The following is an 18920-nucleotide window of genomic DNA, read 5'->3' on the forward strand; positions in this document are numbered from 1 at the left end:
TTCCGGGGGCCTTTTCTTTTGCCTCGAAGTCGGGCAACAATGCAGCACGACAGGGAGGAATGGTCATATGAGTCTGGAACTAAAAGAAATCAGCGATTTCCTCAAACAGCATCACCCGTTCGATCTGTTGCCAGACGACGTGATCGAGGCGTTGCCAAAGCGCCTTACCGCGCGCTATTTCCGCAAAGGCACCAAAGTCCTCTCACCCGAACAGCAATGCCTGCATCTGCACATCATCCGGACAGGCGGAACCGAAACACGCGATCCCGATGGACAGCTTCTTGCCCGCCTTGGCGAAGGTGAATGTTTCGGCGTGCGCGCGATGTTCCGCAATGGCAAGGCCGCCAACAACATCACCATGCTCGAAGACAGCCTTGTCTATCTGCTGCCCGAAAAGGATTTCCACGATCTGGCGGGGAAATACCCGCAGTTCAATTACTTCTTTGAACAGATGGGCGGTGCCCGGCTTCGAAGCGGCATGCAACTGCTTGAAAAACGTGATGATGATCAGCTTAAACTGATGTCCATCCGGGTATCCGATCTGATCGCGCGGGACCTTGTCAGCATCGATATCGGTGCCTCCATCCTCGAAGCCGGCAAACTTATGAGCAGTGAACGGGTTTCCTGCCTGCTGATCACGCAAAACGGGGACGAGGTTGCCGGTATCATGACCGACCGTGACCTGCGCAACCGCGTTGTTGCCGAAGCCCGATCCTTTGACGAGCCGGTGACAAATATCATGACCCCGAACCCGATCAGCATCGGGCCGGACGATTATGCCTTTGACGCGCTTCTGACCATGACGCGCAACAATGTCCGTCACCTTCCGGTGATGAAGGATGGCAAGGCAATCGGCGTGATTACCACCAACAACCTGCTGGCGCGCCAATCGCTTTCCGCCGTCCACATGGTCGGACGCATCCGCAAGATGACCAGACCGGCAGACATGGCAAAGGTCATTGCGCAAATCCCCGAACTGCTCAGCAACCTGATCGAGGCCGGGGCGACATCGCGCAATGCGGGGCATATCGTCACCACCCTCTCGGACGCGGCAACATCACGCCTGTTGCAACTGGCCGAGGAAAAATTTGGCCCGCCGCCTGTCCCCTATGTCTGGATGGCGGGTGGATCACAGGGGCGACAGGAACAGACCGCCCTTTCGGATCAGGATAACTGCCTGATCCTTGATGACGCCTATGATCCCGAACAGCATGGGGATTATTTCAAATCACTGGCCGATTTTGTCTGTGATGGCCTTGATACCGTCGGCTACATCTATTGCCCCGGCGAGATGATGGCAAAAACCGACGAATGGCGTCAGCCGGTCCGTGTCTGGCAGCAATATTTCAACAAATGGATCGAACAGCCGGAGCCAAAGGCCCTGATGCTGTGTTCTGTCTGGTTCGACCTGCGGGTGATCCATGGGACACGTGCGATCTTTGAAGACCTGCACCGGATGATTGTCACCAAGGCAAAGGGCAACCGCATTTTCCTGGCCTATATGGTTGGCAACGCCCTGACCCATCATGTGCCGCTTGGCTTCTTTAAAAACTTTGTCATGATCCGTGGCGGCGAACATGACCGCACGCTCGATATGAAACATAACGGCGTGGTGCCGATTGTCGATATCGCGCGCATCCATGCGCTTGCGAACGGCATTGACGTGGTCAATACCTATGAACGGCTCGAGGCCGCGATGGCCTTCCCATCCATCAGCAAACAGGGGGCATCCGACCTTCTGGATGCATTTGAATTCATCAGCATCACGCGCCTGAAACATCAGGTCCGGCAAATTCGTGATGGCGACCGCCCCGATAACTTCCTGCATCCCGAAAGCCTGTCGGCATTTGAACGCACCCATCTGAAAGATGCGTTTTCGGTGATCAAGAATCTCCAGGCCGCCCTTGAAAGCGCCTTTGGCAAAAGCGGGACATAACAATGGGCCTGCGTCAGAAAATCATCGATAGCGACTTTTACCGCCAGATGGTCCAGCGTCGGGCAACCGGGCCGCTTCGCGCCTATTACGATATCCCCGCCGCCGATCCCGATACGCCGGTCCGCGATGTCGAATTTGTCGCCCTTGATCTGGAAACCACCGGCCTTGATCCGAAACAGGACGAAATCGTTTCGATTGGCCTTGTGATCATTCGCCGCCTTGAAGTCGATTTTTCAAGCTGCCAGCATCTTCTGGTGCGCCCCAAAAAGGAACTCAGCGAAAGTTCGGTGATCGTGCACCGCATTTTCGATACCGATGTCGAACAGGCACCCGATATCGAAATCGCGCTGGCCCATATCCTGCCGATTCTCGCCGGGCGGGTTCTGGTGGCCCATCACGCGCCGATTGAACTGGGCTTTCTTGGTCATGCCTGCAAACGTTATTTTGGCGCATCCCTGCAAATGCCGACCGTCGATACGCTGGTACTGGCCCTTCGTGATCTGCACCGGCAGGGGCAACCGATGAAGGCCGGGGCACTGAAACTGGAATCACTGCGCCATACCCACAACCTGCCGCCGTATCGCGTTCACAATGCCCTTTCCGATGCGATTGCCGCATCCGGGCTGTTTCTGGCACAGATTGCCAAGCGTGATCCGAAAGGTGAACTTGAGCTTCGCCGCGTGCTGCGCTAATCCGTTATCAGGGGAAACGGGAACACCCGCCAGACTGATCAAGTCATAACAATAAATCAGGGGACTTCGCGCCGGATGTATGTGTTTATTCTGACGACCGTTGTGGTCGGTTTTGCCTGTGCCGGTGTCGTCATGCTGCTGTTTCGCCTGTGGGGGCGAAAGGCACCGAAATATGTCATTCCATTTGTCGCGGCAATCGGCATGTTCGCCTATATGATCTGGGACGAATATAGCTGGTTTGATCGCTATTCGTCACGCCTGCCGGGACAGATCAGCATCGTGCAGACTTTTGCCGACGAAAATCCGTTTGCACCCTGGACGCTGATTTCGGCACCGGTTAACCGCTTTACCGCCATCGACAGCGAAAAGATTGTCGTTAATCCGGATAACCCCGATCAGAAACGGGTCACCACCCTGCTGCTTAAAAAGGGTGCCGAAACGCTCGCCCTTACCCATCTGGTGGAGTGCGGTGCAAACAGGCGCGGATATATCACCGCCCAAACCGAACTGGACGCCAACGGTTTCCCGACCGGAATTGACGAATGGTTCGCCATGAATGACGACGATCCGCTGCGATCGGTCTGCAACTGAACCGGACATTCCAACCATCCAAGACAGGGATCGGCATTGCCGGTCCTTTCTTTTTGGCGATCCCGACCGGTTTCGCCCTGACGGTGCAGGTGGTTGACGCCCCGCTATATTTCATGAAATATAGCGGGGATTATTGCCCCTTCCCAACCCCATCAGCACGGTTTTTCCCATGCGCCATCTGATCCGAACCGGCCTTGCTTCCCTGTTGCTTGTGGCTGCCGCAACCACCGCCCGCGCCGAGGAAATCACGGTCTTTGCCGCCGCCAGCCTCACCGATGCCATGACACAGGTGGCCCAAAGCTATGCCACGGCGACCGGGGACACATTGCAACTGTCCTTTGCCAGTTCATCGACACTGGCCCGCCAGATCGCCGCAGGTGCCCCGGCTGATCTCTATATTTCAGCCAATCAGAAATGGATGACCTGGCTTGCCGATCAGGACCTGATTGCCGCCAACAGCCGCCATGACCTTCTGGCCAATGCGCTTGTCCTGATCGCACCGGCCGACAGCGACCTCGCCCCGATCACGATCAATTCCCAAACCGATCTGACCAGCCTGATCGGTGAAGAAGACCGCATCGCCGTTGGCGACCCGGACCATGTCCCGGCGGGCATTTACGCCAGACAGGCACTTGAAAACCTTGGCCAATGGAACACCGTGGAACCAAGGCTCGCACGCGCTGACAATGTGCGCGCCGCCCTGGCGCTGGTGGAACGGGGCGAGGCACCGCTTGGCATCGTTTACGCCACCGATGCCGCCATCGCGGCCGATGTTAAAATCATCGCCACCTTCCCCGAAAACAGTCATCAGGCCATTACCTATCCGGTTGCCATCACCACCGGGCAAACAAACCCCGCCGCGGTAAAATTGCTGGCGTGGCTTTTGGGGGATGACGCGGGCATGATTTTTGCGGAATATGGTTTCAACCGCCCGGCAACCAGCCCGAAGACACAATAACAAACCATGATCACACTCACCGAAGCCGAGATCGAAGCCCTGCTGCTAAGCCTGCGCATTTCCGGCGTGGCGGTGATATGTGCCCTGCCCTTTGCCATTCTGGCCGCTTCCCTTCTCGCGCAGGCCCGCTTTCCCGGCAGGATTTTGGTCGATGCCCTGGTGCATCTGCCCCTCATCCTGCCACCGGTTGTGATGGGTTATCTGCTGCTGATCAGTTTTGGCACCCGCGCGCCGCTTGGTGCATGGTTGCTGGAAACGTTTGATATCCGCCTGATTTTTAGCTGGACCGGTGCGGCACTGGCCGCAGGGATCGTAAGCTTCCCGTTTCAGGTCCGCGCCATCAGGCTGGCACTGGAAAATATCGATCCCGGCCTTTATCACGCCGCCGAAACGCTGGGGGCCGGGCCGGTTGACCGGTTTTTCAGCCTGACATTGCCGCTGGCCCTGCCCGGTATCATTGCCGGGGCGATTACCGCCTTTGCCGCAAGCCTTGGCGAATTTGGTGCCATCATTACCTTTGTGTCGAACGTTCCGGGTGAAACACGCACCCTGCCGCTTGCGATCTATACCGCGATCCAGACACCGGGCGGCGAACTGGCCGCCGCACGCCTTGCGGCCATTTCCATCGGACTTGCCCTGATCGGGCTTCTGCTTTCGGAATTTGCCATGCGCCATATTCGCAAAAGGGCCCGCGCATGAGCATTTCCGTCGATATCCGCCACAAGATCGGCAAGCTGGACCTGCATGCGCAGTTCGACATTGCCGAACCCGGCATTACCGCCCTTTTTGGCCCGTCGGGCAGCGGTAAAACCACCATCATCAATGCGATTTCCGGGTTGCTGCGCCCGGATCGGGGGCGGATCACCATCCATGACCGTGCTGTATTTGACAGCATGAAGCGGATCAATCTGGCACCGCGAAAACGCCGGGTTGGCTATGTGTTTCAGGATGCCAGACTGTTCCCGCATCTGAGTGTCGCGGCCAATTTGTTTTACGGCCATAAACGCTGCGACCGGCCCATGAACAAAGCCGCCTGTGATGATGTCATCGCGATGCTCGGTATCGGCAATCTGCTATCGCGCCGCCCCAACCTTCTTTCCGGCGGCGAGAAACAGCGCGTCTCGCTGGGCCGGGCATTGCTGGGCAATCCGGAAATCCTGCTGCTGGACGAACCGCTCTCCGCCCTTGATCAGGGCCGCAAGAACGAGATCATTCCCTATCTGGAAAATCTGCGCGACGCACGGCAATTGCCGATCCTTTATGTCAGTCACGCGATTGATGAAGTCGCCCGTCTGGCGGATCATATGGTGGTGATGGAAGGCGGCAAAACGCTTGCCAGCGGATCGGTGTTTGACATGCTGGGCCGAACCGACCTTGCCCCGCTTGCCGGGCAGTTCGATACGGGAACCGTACTTCCGGCCACGGTCAAAAGCCGCGACCCGAAGGGTGTCATAAGCTTCCTTGACTGTGCCGGGCAACGATTTGTCGTGCCCTTCCTTGGCAAGAAATCCGGAAGCCCGGTGCGCCTGCATATCCGTGCACGGGATGTGATGATCGCCCGAACAGCCCCGACCGGGATCAGCGCCAACAACGTCCTGCCGGTAACGATCCGCGATATCGCCGATAATGGCGGCGATACGCTGGATGTCACACTGGGGCTGGGTCATGACGATACCGGTGAAAACCGCACAATCCATGCCCGCATCACCCAATGGTCGGCAACACGTCTGAAACTTGCCATCGGACAAAGGGTCTTCGCGGTGATCAAATCGGTCACGGTCGACGGGCATCTGCGCGCCGACGATCTTTAAGCCCCGTCTTCGGTCGGCGGGGAAGGATCGCCCGCCAGTTCATCGGCAAGCTTGCGTAACTGGTCGGCCAGCGCGTCCTCCGCACGGGTTTGCGCATCGTCGTAAATCGCAATGATCCGCATCCCCGTCCCGGTCAGGCTGGCCCCGCCACGGCCTGCACCCCCCATCCGGGTTTCAACAACCGGGCTGGCAAAGCTTTTGTTCAATTCTTCAAGCAGCATCCATGCCCGGCGATAGGACATGCCCATCGACCGCGCCGCCGCCGAAATCGACTGTTCACGATCAATCGCGCGCAGCAGATCAATCTTGCCATAACCAAGGCGAACCCCATCGGGCAATTCGATTTTAAGCCGGATTTTAAGGTCGTTTTTGCTCATGACGGACAATCTAGCGCCTTGGTCACATGTGCGCTACTGCCAACCGCGAAACGGGCATCCGTACAATCAGTTAACCGGGCTCACCAGCGTCCCGTCCGCAAACCACCGCGCCAGATTATCGACCACCATCTGCGCCATCGCATCGCGGGTTTCAACCGTGCCGCTGGCGTTGTGGGGATACAGCACGACATTCTCAAATTCGGCAAAGGCACGGTCCATATGCGGCTCATTATGGAACACATCCAACCCCGCCCCGGCAATCACGCCATCCCGAAGTGCCGCAATCAGGGCCGGTTCATCAATCACCGAACCACGTGCGATATTGATGACAAAACCACGCGGGCCAAGCGCCTTCAAAACGTCGGCATTAATGATCCCCTGTGTCGCCGCCCCGCCGGGGCAGGAAATCATCAAAACATCCGCCCAGTTCGCAAGCCCGATCAGATCGGCCTCATAATGATAATCGACCGGTTTTTTGGATCGTCCGAAATAACCGATTTCCATGCCAATCGGCTCCGCCCGCGACGCAATCGCCTGCCCGATCCGGCCAAGCCCGACAATGCCAAGCTTCTTGCCGCGTGCCGTTGTGGTTAACGGCATCGCCCCCTTTTCCGACCATTGACCGCTGCGCGCCCACTGGTCGCCAACAACCAGCCGCCGAAGCGTCGCCAGCAGCAGCATGATCGCGGTATCGGCCACATCGTCATTCAAAACATCGGGCGTATTGGAAACGCGAATGCCTCGCGCCGTGCAGGCCGCAATATCAATCGCATCATAACCGACCCCGAAACTTGTAATGACCTTAAGGTTCGGCAACTTCCCGATCAGCTCCGTCGGCACCCCGACCCCGGCGGTCGAAACAAGGGCTGTAATCCTGTCCGCCACATTGGCCAGAAACGCATCCTTGTCCGTCGCCTGATCCCAGCGATGCAGTTCGTATTTCGCAGCAAGTTCTTCCATGTGACGCGGCCGGATGGCCGAAACAACAAGGATATGTTTGTCAGAACGTGACATCGGGGCTTCTCCGTTGGTGGCGGGAGGTCACAGACTAGCGGCATGCAACTTGTAAAACAAGAGAACAGGACAATTAACAGGCCCGTGTGCAGGCCCCCTGAACTTGCCACCTGCCGCTGCGCCATTGCACACTACCTGCCCGGATGGCGAATATGTACAACAGATATGACGCAAATATCCAATCGCGACGTCGCAAATTCACATCTAATCGTGCAAAATCATGACACTTGGTGGAGCCGCTTCTCATGACGCATTTTTCTGCTTTGTCGCTGTTAAAGAATGCTCTTACAGGACAAAAGAACTGGCAGGAGCAATGGCCCGACAGCCAACCGAAGGCAGAATATGACGTCGTCATTGTCGGTGCCGGCGGGCACGGGCTCGGCGCGGCCTACTATCTGGCCAAGGAACATGGCATCACCAATGTCGCCGTGATCGACAAGGGCTGGCTGGGTGGCGGCAATACCGGGCGCAACACCACGATCATCCGGTCAAACTATCTTTATGATGAAAGTGCGCGGCTTTATGACCATGCCGTTGATCTCTGGGAAGGTCTTAGCCAGGATCTGAATTACAACGTCATGTTTTCGCGCCGCGGCGTTCTGATGCTCGCACACAATGTTCACGACGTTCAGTCCTTCCAGCGCCACATCCATTCCAACCGCCTGAACGGTGTCGATAACCGCTGGCTCACGCCCCAGGAAGCCAAGGAATTCTGCCCGCCGCTTAATATTTCGCCCAACGCACGCTATCCGGTCGTCGGTGCCGCGCTTCAGATGCGTGCCGGAACCGCCCGCCACGATGCGGTTGCGTGGGGCTATGCACGCGGGGCATCGCAACGCGGTGTCGACATCATCCAGAACTGCCCGGTCACTGCGATCCGCCGCGGGCCGGATGGCGCGGTCGAAGGTGTTGAAACCGCCAAGGGCTTTATCCGTGCGAAAAAGGTCGCGGTTTCGGCTGCCGGTCACACCAGTGTCGTTATGGAAACCGCCGGTGTGCGCATGCCGCTTGAAAGCTATCCGCTTCAGGCATTGGTGTCCGAACCGGTCAAGCCGATCTTCCCCTGTGTCGTCATGTCCAACACCGTGCATGCCTATATCAGCCAGTCGGACAAGGGCGAACTCGTAATCGGATCGGGCACCGATCAATATACCAGTTATTCGCAACGTGGCGGCCTGCCGCTGATCGAACATACGGTTGCCGCGATCTGCGAGATTTTCCCGATCTTCAACCGCATGCGGATGCTGCGCAAATGGGGCGGCATTGTGGATGTGACCCCGGATCGCTCCCCGATCCTTGGCATGACACCGGTACCCGGCCTTTACGTCAATTGCGGCTGGGGCACGGGCGGGTTCAAGGCCACACCGGGGGCTGCCCATACGCTTGCATGGACGGTTGCCAAGGGCACCCCGCATGACATCAACGCCCCCTTCACGCTGGACCGTTTCCGGACCGGCCGTCTGATTGACGAAGCGGCCGCAGCCGCCGTCGCACACTGAGGAGAACGAACATGCTTCTCATCCATTGCCCCTATTGCGATGAAACGCTGCCGGAACTGGAATTCACCTATGGCGGCGAAGCCCATATCGCGCGTCCGGAAAATCCGGCGGACAAAACCGATGATGAATGGCGCGATTTCCTGTTCATCCGCACCAATGTCAAGGGACCGCATTTTGAACGCTGGCGTCATGCACATGGCTGCGGCCGGTTCTTTAACGCCGTGCGCGACACCGTTTCGGACCGGTTCCTGACGACATACAAGGCAGGCGAACCGCGCCCTGACCTTGCTGTTTTGCTTGAAGATGCCGCAAAGAAGGAGCCTTCGAAATGACCGCTTTCCGTGTTCCGGGGCGTGGCCGGGTCCTTCACAATCGGCCGGTTTCCTTCACCTTTGACGGCGACACCTATCAGGGCCTTGAAGGCGACACTGTCGCATCTGCGCTGATCGCCAATGGCGTTCACCTGATGGGGCGTTCGTTCAAATATCATCGTCCACGTGGCCCGATTGCCGCAGGCTCGGAAGAACCGAATGCCCTGATCGGAACGCGCCGCGGCAAGGGACAGTTTGAACCCAACACGCGCGCAACCGTGCAGGAAATCTGGAACGGGCTTGAAACCAACAGCCAGAACAAATATCCCAGCCTGAAATTTGATATCGGCGCGATCAATGACCGCCTTTACATGCTGTTTTCCGCCGGGTTCTATTACAAGACCTTCATGTGGCCCCGCTCGTTCTGGGACAAGGTTTACGAGCCCTTCATCCGGGCGGCTGCCGGTCTTGGCGTGTCACCGACCGAACCCGATCCGGACAATTACGCATCGCGTTATCTGCATACCGATATTCTGGTTGTCGGTGCCGGTCCTGCCGGCCTTGCCGCCGCACGTGCCGCCGCTGAATCCGGGCTTCGCGTCACACTGGTCGATGAAAACGCCGAACCGGGCGGAACGATTTTAAGCGAACCACAGGCAAAAATTGACGGCAAACCGGCATGGGATTGGCTGGAGGCCGAACTTGATGCCCTGACCGACCTTGGTGTGCGGATCATGACCCGCACCACAGCAATTGGCTATTACCATCAGAACATGATCGGCCTGTGTCAGAAACTGACCGATCATCTCGAAAAACCGGCCGCCAGCACCCCGCGGGAACGGATGTGGCGGGTGCGCGCCAAACAGGTCATTCTGGCGCAGGGTGCGCTTGAAAAGCCGCTGGTATTTGATGGCAATGATCGTCCGGGCGTGATGCTGGCCGGGTCGGCGCAAACCTATCTGAACCGCTATGGCGTGCGTGTCGGAAACAATGCCGTCGTCGTCACCAGCCATGACAGCGCATGGTATGCGGCCTTTGATCTGGCATCGGCCGGAACGAAGATCGAAGCCATTGTCGACACCCGCCCGACCCCGAATGCCGACCTTGTCAAGGAAGCCGCCGCACGCGGGATCACGGTCTTTGCCGGTTATACCGCAACCGGCACGTCCGGTCGCCTGCGCATCAAATCGGTGCGGATCAACAAGGTTGAAAATGGCACCGTTCTGGCCGCCCAGACATTGGCCTGCGACAGCCTTCTGGTTTGCGGGGGCTGGACCCCGTCGCTCCATCTGTTTTCCCACACCAAGGGATCGCTAAAATGGGATGACCAAAGCCAGACCTTCCTGCCCGACCGCATTACCGAGGATTGCCAGATCGCCGGTGCCGGGCGTGGCCTTTGGGGGATCGAAGCCGCCCTTAATGACGGGGCCGCGATGGGCGCTGCGGCGGCCAAAGCACTTGGCAAAACCGCCACGGTCAAAACGCTTTCGGTTGCCGATGATCGAACCGGTTCGGGTGCCAGCCACACCGAACTTCCGACCGACCTTGACGCTGGCAAGGCCCGCGCCTTTGTCGATTATCAGAACGATGTGACGGCCAAGGATCTGCGCCTTGCCGTGCGCGAAGGCATGCGTTCGATCGAACATGTCAAACGCTACACCACCAATGGTATGGCAACCGATCAGGGCAAGATGTCAAACATCAACGGCCTGAACATTGCCGCCGATGCGCTTGGCAAGAAACAGCCCGAAGTCGGCCTGACTACGTTCCGCCCGCCCTATACCCCGACGACGTTCGGGGCGTTTGTCGGTTATCACAAGGGGGATCATTTCGAAGTCACCCGCAAAACCCCCATCGATAGCTGGGCCGAAGAAAATGGCGCCGTATTCGAACCGGTCAGCCTGTGGCGTCGTGCATGGTATTTCCCCAAGGACGGCGAAGACATGGACGCCGCCGTACGTCGCGAATGCCGCGAAACGCGCAAATCGCTTGGCATGTTTGACGCATCAACCCTTGGCAAGATCGAGGTGGTCGGCCCTGATGCGGTTGAATTCATGAACCGCATGTATACCAACCCCTGGACCAAACTTGCCCCCGGTCGCACCCGTTATGGCCTTTTGCTTGGCGATGATGGTTATATCCGCGATGACGGCGTGATTGGCCGTCTGACCGATGACCGTTTCCACATCACCACCACCACCGGCGGGGCGGCGCGTGTCCTGAACATGATGGAAGATTACCTTCAGACGGAATGGCCGGATCTGAAAGTCTGGCTGACCTCGACCACCGAACAATGGGCAACCATTGCGCTGAACGGTCCGAATGCGCGTAATCTTCTGGCCCCGTTTGTCGAGGGGCTCGATATTTCCGACGAAGCCTTCCCGCATATGTCGATTGCCGAATGCTCGGTTGCCGGTTTCCCGGCCCGCCTGTTCCGCGTCAGCTTCACGGGCGAACTTGGATTTGAGGTCAATGTCCCCGCCCGTCATGGCCGCGCGCTTTGGGAAACGCTGTTCGCGGCGGGTCAGAAATACGATATCTGCCCCTATGGCACCGAAACCATGCATGTCCTGCGTGCTGAAAAGGGCTTCATCATTGTCGGTCAGGATACCGACGGGACGGTGACGCCTTATGACGCGGGTGCCGGATGGGCGGTTGGCAAAAACAAGCCCGACTTTGTCGGCATGCGGGCCCTTAACCGCCCGGACCTGACGGCAGAAGGCCGCAAACAACTGGTCGGGCTTCTGACCGATGATGGCGTATCCAAACTTGAAGAAGGCGCGCAGATTGTCCTTGATCCGAACCAGCCGATCCCGATGAAGATGGTCGGCCACGTGACATCGTCCTATCACAGCGACGCGGCAGGTCGCCCGATTGCCCTTGCCCTGATCGAAGGCGGCCACGGCAAGACCGGCGAAACGGTTTATATCCCGATGCCGGACCGGACGATCAGGGCCACCATCACCGGCACGGTCTTTTACGACCCCGAAAATGCGCGTCTCAAACTTTAAATTCCAAGGTCATACAAGCGGAGATGACTGCAATGACTGCACATATCGACCTGTCCAAAGCCGGGATACTGGCCGAAAGCTCCGCCGTGCGTGTAGCACTTCTGCCCCCTGTCGCCCGCTTTTCCCTTCGGGCCGCAACGCCCGAACAGAAAGCCCTGTCAAAGGCGCTTGGCGTAACCCTTCCGGCCAAAATCGGTCAGTGCGGGCGCAAAGGGGATATTGAAATCATATGCCTTGGCCCGGACGAATGGACGATCATCGCCCCCGAAGATCAGGCAGGAACGATCACCGATGCCTGTGCCGCGATCTATGCCCAAACCCCGCACAGCCTGACGGAAATTTCCGACCGCGAGGTTACCGTCCATATCACAGGCCCGAAGGCCAGCGACCTTATCACCATCGGATGCCCGCGCGACCTTGATCAACTACCAACCGGCGAAGCACGCCGCACGGTTTTTGATGGTGTGTCCGCGGTGCTTTGGCGGGATGGCGATCAGGATTACCGCCTCGATCTTTGGCGCTCCTTTGCTCCGCATGTCATCGCCCTTCTGGAAACGGGTTGTGGTGAATTGGCGGGCGAATAACCCGACACTCAGGCTCTTTGCAAAGCTGCCGCAAACCGGGACCGACGCTGCGATATGACGCCTCGACCAACGGCATTTCCCCGCAAAAGCCACGCCACGAACCCCAACCCGCTCCCAGCCGACGACGGCCCCAACGGCAAACCACCTCCGCCAAAACCGGACGTCCCGCAACCCGGGAAGTCCGGACGAACGCGGGGCTTCGGCATCCCAGCCAACACGGCAGCAGACAGGCCGCCTTCGGCCTCACAGCCCACTCCGGTCTTCCGGCCATGGTCGCATTTCCGGCAACCATCGGAAGTCCCGACAAACCTAGGACTTCGGCATCCCCGCTAATGCCGCGCAGACAGCGGCCTTCCGCCTCACAGCCCGCCCCGGTCACTTCCGGTCATGACAGCACCCCCGCAATCATCGGAAGCCCGGACGAACCTCGGGCCTCCGCCAGCCTCGCCAACAACCGGTCTTCGGACCCACGTCCCGCTCCGATCACTCCCGGCCATGGCGACATTTCCGGCAACCGATGAACCCGGGACAAACTTCGGGCGCACGGGCCCCACCTGTCCACCATCGTCGGGCCAGAACTCACTGCTGCCCCCTGCTGCCATTCCTGCCGCTCCCGGCAAATTTAATGCTCCTTTCCCAACAAGACGCACCTCTCCCGTCATGACAAATGACCGGGTTAGCTCCCTTAGTCCTCTGCCTTAGTCCTTGGGCAGAACGCCGCCGTAATGGCTCCGCCATCCACCGGCCCATATCCTGCGGAGCACCCCGCCGCCCTGCCCGTGTCTGTGTCCGTATCTTTGCCACTGCATCCTGATCACCCTCTTTGATCCGGCCCCAAAAGCAAAAACCCGCGAGGCACAAGGCCTCGCGGGTTTCGGTCCGGGTGGATTTCTCCCGTTGACTTTTCTCTTATGCCACAGATAAAAGAACAAATCAAGAACTTTTTCAGAAAATTGCATGATAAGCAAGATGTGGCACATGCCCATTGGATGGTGTCACGTGCCAGAAAAGCTGACATTTCACCCGCGGTCACTTTTATGGGCTCAAAAAATGAACGTCGGCACACTCGGCCAGCCTGTCAGATCCGGTTGATTGTTTTCCGGTCCCTACTTCCCGGACTGAAGTTTTGAATCCGAATATGCTTCTCTCAGATGGGTGACATCCCTCTCAAGACGATGAATTCTTTGCTCGAGATCAAGCAGATAATCCCCTTCCGGATCATCAACCCATTCAAACTTTCCAATGCAACCCTGACACTTTTTCCATAACCGCTGAAACATTTCAGTTTCTCCCTTTTCGTCCGACCAAAGCCAAATTCCTGTAAAATTGGCTCTCCTCTGTAATGCGACATAAACGCTACGATAATCGGTTCAAGGCGCGACAAAGTTCGACCAGTGCATGTTCACCGGAGATACGGCACCCTAGGTCCGCCTCAAATCCTTCCACAAGCTCACGTGCCTGCCCCAGAAGACTCACCCCATCCGGAGTAAGTGCAATCCTATGGGCACGACGGTCCTTCCGATCTTCATCCCGAACAACCAATCCACGTCGCACCAACGGCGCAAGATTGGCCGTAATCGTGGCGTGATCCTTTCCAAGCAGCTCTGCCAGATCTTTCTGGCGAAGGTCGCTATCCATGCCGATGGCATCCAAAATCATCAACTGTGAACCGGTTATTCTGATCGACTGCAAGACGCTGTTAAGCCTCCTTGAAATCACGCGGTTGACCCGCTGCAAAACAAAGCAGAAGCGTCCGGATAACGGCATGTCGCCGTTTGCCTGTATCGGTTTTGTCCCCGACGGGTTTCTTTTATTCTGCTGCATTATTCGGGCGTTTTTCATGGAGGCCAATGTTTGCAGGAGCCCGTCCCATGTCAGACGCCGGTTTGATCCGGAACCAAACAGCATAAAGCGCAGGCAGGAAGAGCAGGATCAGAACAGTCCCGGCCGCAGTCCCCCCAATCAGCGTGTAAGCCATAGAGCCCCAAAACACCGAATGCGTCAGAGGAACAAAGGCCAGTACAGCCGCAAGAGCCGTCAGGATAACTGGTCTTGCGCGCTGGACGGTTGCCTCGACAACAGCATGATAATCATCAAGCCCCGCAGCACGGTTATCCTTGATCTGCTCTGTCAGGATCAGGGTGTTGCGCATCAAAATCCCGGCCAACCCGATCAATCCCAAAATGGCGTTGAAACCAAAGGGTTGATTGAAGGCGATCAGTGTCGGAACAACCCCGACAAGCCCCAATGGCGCGGTCAGCATGACCATGGTCATGGTCGACAGGCTCCGGACCTGCAGGATGATAACGATCAGGGTAGCAGCAATCATTGCCGGGAAGATTTTCGCAAGGGCCGTATTTGCCTTGACCGATTCCTCGATGCTTCCGCCCATTTCAATGCGATATCCGACCGGAAGCGACGCGATCAGCGGCTGAAATGCCTCCATGATCTGCTTTGAAACCTCTGGCGGCTGCGTTGCCTCGTTGATGTCCGAGCGGACCGTGATCACCGGTGTGCGATCACGCCGTTTCAGGATCGGTTCTTCGAGCTGTATTTCGGTTCTTCCGATCTGATCGAGCGGAATTTGCTGACCATCCCGGCTCATCAGCGAGAAATCTGCAAGCCGGGCAGGATCAAGACGCGTTTCCCCGGCACTGCGTGCCACGACAGGTACATTGCGAATGTTTTCGCGAACCTGCGTCACCGGAATTCCCGTCAGAAGGAATTGCATCTGCTGTGCCGCCTCGGCCGGCGACAGGCCAATAAGATTGAGACGATCCTGATCCGGCGTGAAGCGCAGGACCGGCGCACGGTTGCCCCAATCGCGATTTGCCTGCCGGACATCGGGAACCTTACGCATGATCTCCAGCGCCTTTTCCGAAATCTCGTAAAGCTTTTCCGGGTCTGGCCCAGTGATGCGGAACTCGACGGGGAACGGGGTATAGGGACCGAATACCAATTGCGTAACACGAACATAGGCTTCCTGTGCAAGCCCATCGGATACGGCCTTCCGAAGGCGATGTTTCAACGCCTCCCGCCCTTCTGCGTCCGGTGTCAGAACGACGATCTTGGCAAAGGATGGATCAGGAAGTTCGGGCGCCATGGCAAAGAAGAAGCGTGGCGCGCCCTGCCCGATATAACTGGTAACGATCTTTGCCTCGGGCTGTTGTTGCAGCCAGTTTTCAATCTTCTCGACCGCTGCCGTTGTGGTTTCGATGCTCGTCCCTTCGGGCAGGCGCACCTCAACCAGCACTTCGGGGCGATCCGACGTCGGGAAGAATTGCTGCTTGATAAGCCCCATTCCGACCCCGGAGAGAAGGAAGGCAAAGACAACAAGGCCACATGTCAGGAATTTGTGACGCACGGCATAACGGATCAGCCCGCGAAGACGCCGATAGTTCGGTGTGTCATAAATCGCGTGATGGCCACCTTCAACCGGCTTGATCGCCGGCAGCATCTTGACGCCAAGATAGGGTGTGAAAATCACCGCCACAAGCCAGGAGACAATAAGCGCGAAACCGACAATCCAGAAGATATTGCCAGCATATTCACCCGCACTGGAACTGGCAAAACCAACCGGCATCAAACCAATGATCGTGACCAGTGTACCGGAAAGCATCGGGGCTGCGGTATGGCTCCAGGCATAGGCCGCGGCCTTGATGCGGTCCATACCCTCTTCCATTTTGACCACCATGACCTCGATGGCAATGATGGCGTCATCGACAAGCAGGCCAAGCGCCAGAATAAGTGCGCCAAGCGTGATCCGATCAAAAAACCTGCCGGTTTCCAGCATGATCAGAAAAACAACGGCAAGGGTCAGCGGAACAGCAGCCGCAACAACGATCCCCACCCGCCAGCCAAGACTGATCAGGCTCACCAGCAATACAACCCCAAGCGCCATGGCGAATTTCATCATGAATTCGCCGACGGCCGCGTTGATATTCACGGCTTGGTCACTGACTTTCTCGAAACTGATACCAAGCGGCAATGTCTTGGCGATGGCAGCAGACCGGTTTTCCAGTGCTTCGCCCAGATCCAGCCCGTTCCACCCCTGTTGCATCACCACCGACAGCAAAAGGGCCGGTTCGCCGTCGTGACGGATAATGTAGGTCGGCGGATCTTCATAGCCACGACGAACCTCTGCAACATCCGAAAGCTTCAGCGTACGGCCACCCGCAACAATCGGCGTATCCGCGATGGTCTGGATGCTGTTATAGGCGCCATCAAACCTAAGGAAGACCTGCGGACCGCGTGTATCGATTGAACCGGCTGGCGTAACGGTGTTCTGGCGTTGCAAAGCACCCGCAATCTCTTGCATCGATATGCCGAGTGTCGCGAGCTTCGCATAGGAGAATTCAACGAAAATCTGTTCGGTCCGCTCGCCAAGAATATTGATCTTCTTGACGCCGGGAACATGCAAAAGGTCCTGACGGATCGTTTCGGCCTGCCGGACCAGATCGCGCATCGGCATGCCCCGGGCCTGCAAGGCATACAGGGCAAAACTTACATCCGAATATTCATCATTAACGAAGGGTCCAAAGACGCCGGAAGGCAGATTGCGGGCTTCATCCCCCAGTTTCTTGCGCGCCTGATAGAACTCTTCGTCAACTTCTGACGGCGGCGTACTGTCTTTCAATGTAACGGTAAGAAAGGCATATCCGGGACGCGTTATTGTCTCCACCCGATCATACCATGCCAGTTCCTGAACCCGCTTTTCCAACGGTTCAGCGACAAGATCCTGCATCTCGCGCGCGGTTGCTCCGGGCCATGCGGCTGTCACCGTCAGCGTCTTGATGGTAAAGGATGGATCTTCCGCCCGGCCCAGATTTACAAAGGCGTAAATCCCGGCGGCGGCAAGCAGAATGATAAAGAATAATGTGACAGCTCTCTCGCGAACGGCGAGCGCGGAAAGATTGAAACGCATCAGTTCGCCGCCTCTGCATGAAGGGTCGTTCGGATTGCAGTACCGTCCGCAAGCAGATGCGCACCAAGGGCAACAATCTCCTGCCCTTCATTGATCCCGGTGACAATTGCGGTTTCTTCCCCAAGCTTCCTGATCTGTACCGGTACAAACTGCACAGACGCAGAATCCTGCGTGATCGTCCAGACACCCGTTCGACGGCCATCATCAAGAACCGCTCCAATCGGCACCACGACACCTGCTTGCTGACTCTGGCTGGCAATCGAAACCGTCACTGTTGCGCCAAGTGGCGCTGAGGCGGCTCTACCTTCAAGCACATAGCGGGATTCATAGGTACGCGTCAGCGGATCAGCAGCATCAGATATCTGCCGCAAACGCGCGTTCCCGTGCGCTTCATTCTGTCCATAAACACTGGCGATAGCCACGGATCCGATTTCAGGGCGGATCGTTTCAGGAAGGGCAATAACCGCCTCGCGCGGCCCGGCATGGGCAAGCTGAACGACGGTTTGCCCCGCAGCGATGACCTGCCCCGGTTCGCCAAGTGTCGCAACCACTGTTCCATCGGCATCGGCTAACAATGTGGAATAGGTTGCTTCATTTTCGGCCACTTTCGCGTCCGCTTGTGCGGCGGCCAATTGAGCTTGTGCCGTATCGCGGATCGCCTTGACCTGTTCATAGCGTTGCCGACTGGCCGCCAGCCCGTCCTTGACCAGTGCTGCGTATCTTTTTTCGTCTGCCTGCGCCTGAACAAAAGATGCACGCGCCGCCGCAACCGCATTGCGTTTTGCCGTCAGGGCAAGCTGCAAATCCGTCTCGTCAAGTCGCATCAAAGGCTGCCCCGCTTCGACCTGCTGTCCGACATCGACAAAACGTTCGACAATCTTGCCCGGCACGCGGAATCCCAGATTGCTTTGAACCCGCGCGGCAACGGTGCCCGTGAAAGAACGCTCAGCCCCATGAACACCCGCCGCCCTTGCAACTTTCACCAAAACCGGTGCTTCACGCGGATCTGTCGCCGCCGACGCTTCGCCGGGTGCGGATTGCGAGAGAACAGCAAACCCGATCGCCCCGACAGCTGCCAATGCGACCGCACCAAAAAGAAATAGCCGTTTGCGCCTCATAGCGGAGCCTTTCACTGGAAAACTTAACCGACAAATTAGATTACATACGACATCATTAATTCATTTAGATTTCGATCGCAATCTATTTTATATA

General features: G+C 57.5%; 15 protein-coding genes. 10 read left to right on the plus strand and 5 right to left on the minus strand.

What is annotated here, in order from left to right:
• The first annotated feature begins 67 nt into the window (after positions 1-67).
• The 6 genes from J7395_RS01510 (at position 68) to modC (ending at position 5988) form a co-directional block, all read left to right on the plus strand.
• The gene (locus J7395_RS01510; protein ID WP_062947802.1) at positions 68-1936 is read left to right on the plus strand and encodes a DUF294 nucleotidyltransferase-like domain-containing protein; all 1869 of its coding nucleotides are present in this window, start codon (positions 68-70) and stop codon (positions 1934-1936) included.
• Positions 1937-1938: 2 nt separating this feature from the next.
• On the plus strand, positions 1939-2628 hold the full coding sequence (locus J7395_RS01515) for an exonuclease domain-containing protein (protein WP_062947804.1): 690 nt from the start codon (positions 1939-1941) through the stop codon (positions 2626-2628).
• Between the two features lie 75 nt (positions 2629-2703).
• Complete coding sequence (locus J7395_RS01520) at positions 2704-3219, plus strand: hypothetical protein (protein WP_062960752.1); 516 nt, start codon at positions 2704-2706, stop codon at positions 3217-3219.
• 169 nt (positions 3220-3388) lie between these two features.
• Positions 3389-4177, plus strand: coding sequence for a molybdate ABC transporter substrate-binding protein (gene modA / locus J7395_RS01525; protein WP_209220313.1), 789 nt, complete (start codon positions 3389-3391; stop codon positions 4175-4177).
• A gap of 6 nt (positions 4178-4183) precedes the next feature.
• A complete protein-coding gene (modB, locus tag J7395_RS01530) occupies positions 4184-4876 on the plus strand; it encodes a molybdate ABC transporter permease subunit (RefSeq protein ID WP_082832814.1) in 693 nt (230 codons plus the stop codon).
• Entirely contained in the window at positions 4873-5988 is a 1116-nt protein-coding gene (gene modC / locus J7395_RS01535) for a molybdenum ABC transporter ATP-binding protein (protein WP_209220314.1), read from the plus strand. Before modB ends, modC begins: the two co-directional genes overlap by 4 nt.
• Here modC and J7395_RS01540 read toward each other — a convergent pair.
• On the minus strand, positions 5985-6365 hold the full coding sequence (locus tag J7395_RS01540) for a LysR family transcriptional regulator (RefSeq protein WP_209220315.1): 381 nt from the start codon (positions 6363-6365) through the stop codon (positions 5985-5987). The genes modC and J7395_RS01540 overlap by 4 nt on opposite strands.
• A 66-nt stretch (positions 6366-6431) precedes the next feature.
• Positions 6432-7379: a 2-hydroxyacid dehydrogenase gene (locus J7395_RS01545; RefSeq protein WP_209220316.1), complete on the minus strand. Its 948-nt coding sequence runs from the start codon at positions 7377-7379 to the stop codon at positions 6432-6434.
• Between the two features lie 245 nt (positions 7380-7624).
• Between J7395_RS01545 and J7395_RS01550 the strand changes: the two genes are divergently transcribed.
• Genes J7395_RS01550 through J7395_RS01565 form a run of 4 tightly spaced genes read left to right on the plus strand, consistent with a single transcriptional unit; the run spans position 7625 to position 12784 of the window.
• Positions 7625-8878 (plus strand): sarcosine oxidase subunit beta family protein, encoded by a 1254-nt coding sequence (locus J7395_RS01550; RefSeq protein ID WP_062947815.1) that lies wholly within the window; start codon positions 7625-7627, stop codon positions 8876-8878.
• A gap of 11 nt (positions 8879-8889) precedes the next feature.
• Positions 8890-9210, plus strand: a complete 321-nt coding sequence (locus tag J7395_RS01555; protein ID WP_062960758.1) for a sarcosine oxidase subunit delta — start codon at positions 8890-8892, stop codon at positions 9208-9210.
• Positions 9207-12200 (plus strand): sarcosine oxidase subunit alpha, encoded by a 2994-nt coding sequence (locus J7395_RS01560; RefSeq protein WP_209220317.1) that lies wholly within the window; start codon positions 9207-9209, stop codon positions 12198-12200. The genes J7395_RS01555 and J7395_RS01560 overlap by 4 nt, the downstream gene beginning before the upstream one ends.
• Positions 12201-12232: 32 nt before the next feature.
• Positions 12233-12784, plus strand: coding sequence for a sarcosine oxidase subunit gamma family protein (locus tag J7395_RS01565; protein ID WP_209220318.1), 552 nt, complete (start codon positions 12233-12235; stop codon positions 12782-12784).
• Between the two features lie 1356 nt (positions 12785-14140).
• Here the strand turns inward: J7395_RS01565 and J7395_RS01570 are convergent.
• Genes J7395_RS01570 through J7395_RS01580 form a run of 3 tightly spaced genes read right to left on the minus strand, consistent with a single transcriptional unit; the run spans position 14141 to position 18826 of the window.
• On the minus strand, positions 14141-14551 hold the full coding sequence (locus J7395_RS01570) for a MarR family transcriptional regulator (RefSeq protein WP_209220319.1): 411 nt from the start codon (positions 14549-14551) through the stop codon (positions 14141-14143).
• Between the two features lie 43 nt (positions 14552-14594).
• Positions 14595-17708 (minus strand): efflux RND transporter permease subunit, encoded by a 3114-nt coding sequence (locus J7395_RS01575; protein ID WP_209220320.1) that lies wholly within the window; start codon positions 17706-17708, stop codon positions 14595-14597.
• Positions 17708-18826, minus strand: coding sequence for an efflux RND transporter periplasmic adaptor subunit (locus J7395_RS01580; protein WP_209220321.1), 1119 nt, complete (start codon positions 18824-18826; stop codon positions 17708-17710). The genes J7395_RS01575 and J7395_RS01580 overlap by 1 nt, the downstream gene beginning before the upstream one ends.
• Positions 18827-18920 lie beyond the last annotated feature (94 nt).

The sequence above is a fragment of the Thalassospira sp. A3_1 genome (genome assembly GCF_017744215.1).
Taxonomy (GTDB): Bacteria; Pseudomonadota; Alphaproteobacteria; order Rhodospirillales; family Thalassospiraceae; genus Thalassospira; species Thalassospira lucentensis_A.